Consider the following 3,572-nt stretch of genomic DNA (forward strand, 5'->3'; position numbering starts at 1 on the left):
ATCTTCTGCATCCAGTTCAAAAACGATTTTGACTTTGGCGTTTTGCAGAACTCTTTTCAGATCCTCTGGAGAGGTGTTTTCCAGCCCTCTTAAATCGCTTTTGGCGCAGACAATCTCAACCTCATGCCGACGGGCCTTGTCATGTACAGCATTCATATCCATCAAGCATCTCCTTTCCATTTTTTCATCACAAGGCTCTTAGCCGGGCCAACAATCGGATCCAACGCCATGATCAAAGCTACAAGTACCCCAAGACATATCCCCATCTGAAAAACGCTCGACAAACCAGCGAGGGCATCAATATGATCAAATAGATATTTGTAACCTGGCGCTATAAATAGCGCATCCGAAACCAGCAGGACCGTGAAGACGACACTGGTAGCTACCACGGTCCAAAAAATGAAATACAAAAGAAAAACAACCAGAAAGCGCGTAATTCGTTTTAACGATCCATCGCCCAGAAAATATGCTTTCATCGCAGTAATAGAGGCTTTCTGCATTTCTCTGCCCCGCTCCTGCTTCTGGGATCTTGTTAGTCCGTTTAGTTTGAATGTCGTCATCCCTCCCTCCTTTCCAGCGGTTCTTTCGGAACCGTAATTGACAAAACCTTCCCATCAGGCCGAATCAGCGCCGGTACCCGGTTGATGCCGAGTCTTTGCGCCAGGTGCGGGGTGATGCCATAGACGGGGTGTTGCAGACGATCTACCAGCGCATTTTCTGACTGCCAGGAATCGGGCAGCTCGCTGACCATCATCACGACATTGGGATAGGTGCTCTCCCATGCCTCTACCTGGGCGACCTGCCAGGCTTGCGCGGGATTGAACACGATATAGCTCTGGGTCCAGCCGAAGGGCATAGCGGTCAGGGGATCGAGGATCTGGCCCTTGTGGACCAGAATCTTTCCGGAAGGCAGGCGAATCGTCGCGGTAGCGATGATGCTGGGATTGTAGGTGTAGTGACGACCGTTCCTTGAATCCGGCAGGGCATCTCCGATCCGCGAACGCACTTCCTGCCAGTCCCGATCCTTGGCCTGCTCTTCAGCTTTTTGCCAGTTAAAGGTTTTGATCTTCTTCTCGAAGACCGAGATCATGTTGGGTTCGGCAATTTTCCACGTCTGGCCGTGAATCTTATGCGGATTCCCTTTCCCGTGATTGATAGCCGTGATCGCCCCGCGCAGTCCATCACCATCCCCGACAATGGCACCCCACTTTCCGTCCGGAGCCTTGTGAATGATGACCGGAGCCAGATTCACATGATGATCTGTGAACTGGATCGGGTTGATCTCGACGTTGGCGGTCTTTTTGTACGACGGCATCAGACCGTTCACCTGGCTGATCATGTCCGGCAGGCCTTCAGACTGGTTAGGCCAGCCCCGGAGTATAAAAACCGTGCTCTCAAAGAGCTTTTTATTATCCGCCACGGCCTTGAACCATCTCCGCAAGATGCTGTGCGGCATGTTCATGGAGATGAACACCAGGGTTTTCGCCTGCATCTCCTCTTTTTTCATCAGGGTATGATCCACATACTCCTGCAGGGCTTTGCCGTGCAGATTGGCGGGAATGACCGGTACACCATGCACGCGCTTACGCAGAAACTCCTGCGCCTGGGCATTGGATTCTGCCGCGTACTCCGCCGCGTATTGCTGCAGATCGTTTTTCGCGGGCTGCATGAAGGTTTTTTGGGTAGGCGTATCCTGCGCGGAGAGTTTAACGCCGTGCGTTTCCCAATCTGGTGCGGATTGCTTACCCGCCGACCGCATGATGCCATCGGATCGCTGCACGATGGATTGTACCTGGGCCATGTTGACTTGTGGCGTAATCACTGGGTACCCGCCGGATTCTGGACGCTGTTGGCCAGCACTTCAGCGGACCCTACAGCGGATCCAACGCGCATCAGATTATGCACGGGGATGGCCGCTTCCATATTCGCCTGTGGAAAATAAATCACCAGAAATGGCGGCTTCATGGGGATCTGGCTCAGTACCGTGTTGTTGCGTGCTGCGAATCGGGATCCGAGTGAAATCGTCGCACCGGCAGATTGATGATGAAGCACATTCAGAAGCCGGTCCTCGCGGCCTCGATTGCCTGCCGAGAGGATGGCAGGGGCCAGAGGACCAATGGGCACGAGCTTCAACGCCATGACGTTCAATGCGCCCTTTTTCTGCATCTGGCCAGCCTCTCCCATCATCGCTCCCATGACCTTGTAGCCCATCGGGGTGGATGGATTGAAGACGGCAATCATGTAATTCTTGGCCGTCTTGTTTCCGACTGTGATTCCAGAAAGGGAAGCACATTGGAACGCTATCCGGCTGGCTGCTGGACCCTTGAGGATGTCCACCTTGCCGATATACTTCAGGCCATAGCCATTGGTCATGTTGTGACCATTTTCGAGGTTGGCCACCAGGCCACTGATCAGGTATTTCCCATCGGGCGTGAGATAGGCTATGGCTTTGCTGCCATTGTATTCCATCACGATTCCGGTCAGGCCGCCTGGCCCCGGAAAGGTTTTGATGATCTTCCCGGCATGATGCGAGGCCAGCACATGCGCGAGCAACGCGGTCGGCGCAGCTATCGCCTGGGTTGCCACGGTCAGCATCCCTGCTGCCAGGAATCCAGATAATGTTTTTCGCCAGGGAAAAATACCCACAAACAAGCCCCTATGTTGTAGTGTATTTAATTATCTTACATGATCTCTAAAAATTCTCCAAGGCACCCTATCCAGCGCAGCTTTGGGTGTAGCAGTTCACGATTGGACCGGAAGGGGGTGGCGACAAAGAAGAGGGAGAAACTGTTTGTACCTGATACCAGGACTTTCCTCCGGTAGTTGAGTAAACGGTTTTGTTGGAGCCTTCCACCTGATCAATCGTCCCACTTGGATTCGGTCCGTACTCCTCCTGTGCTGATGAAGACTGTGGAAAATTATGAACAGTTACCGAAAGGGTATTTTCTCCTGGCTGGAGAACAATAGGTATTTGTTGCACCTTATCGGAATTGTTTCCGTAACCCACCTGCACCCCATTCAGGTCGTACCAACCCTGGTTATCACTCTCTGCAAACCAATAGACGGTTTTGGGTTTTCCTGTGGGATTATCTATCTTCGTTTGGTATGTATAGAAGGCGGCCCCGTTAATATTCCCTTTAGAAAAACCTACAGTTGGCCCTATCCATTTCGATTTGTCGTTTTCAAAATATATCGGGTCTTGACAAGCCTCGGCACTGGAATTCCACGAGGATTGAGTGCATGTTGCGGAGTATGCGGGCTTTGCATTGTTCGGAATAGAACTACAAATTGGTGTTGCGTCCTGAACCTGAGTAGAAAAACTGCATGAACAGGTGTTGCTTGATGTCGCATAACCTTGGAGGTTTCCTTCACAAGACGAATAATACGTCTGGCACTGTGGCGTAGCCGACCTTCCATTACACGAACAATCTTCTCCCGTTTGCTCGTCTGTATTAAACAGATTGTTTTCGCACACCCGCGTATTCGCCGCATAGTGTTCTTGCTGGGCAAACTGCGCTCTGACCACGGCACAGTCTTGATCCCAGTGGAACATACTCTCGATAATCGGCACG

3 protein-coding genes and 1 pseudogene are annotated in these 3,572 nt (G+C 51.8%); all 4 read right to left on the reverse strand.

Annotation, left to right across the window (positions count from 1 at the left end):
* Nucleotides 1–161: 161 nt before the first annotated feature.
* Entirely contained in the window at nucleotides 162–560 is a 399-nt protein-coding gene (locus AC2VLY_RS15120) for a hypothetical protein (RefSeq protein WP_486922560.1), read from the reverse strand.
* Nucleotides 557–1,822: a TrbC family F-type conjugative pilus assembly protein gene (locus tag AC2VLY_RS15125; protein ID WP_486922561.1), complete on the reverse strand. Its 1,266-nt coding sequence runs from the start codon at nucleotides 1,820–1,822 to the stop codon at nucleotides 557–559. Before AC2VLY_RS15125 ends, AC2VLY_RS15120 begins: the two co-directional genes overlap by 4 nt.
* On the reverse strand, nucleotides 1,819–2,646 hold the full coding sequence (locus AC2VLY_RS15130) for a hypothetical protein (protein WP_486892768.1): 828 nt from the start codon (nucleotides 2,644–2,646) through the stop codon (nucleotides 1,819–1,821). Before AC2VLY_RS15130 ends, AC2VLY_RS15125 begins: the two co-directional genes overlap by 4 nt.
* Before the next feature lie 67 nt (nucleotides 2,647–2,713).
* Nucleotides 2,714–3,572: pseudogene (locus AC2VLY_RS15135) on the reverse strand (hypothetical protein); the annotation flags it as partial.

The sequence above is a fragment of the Acidithiobacillus sp. TH-A36 genome (assembly GCF_057473445.1).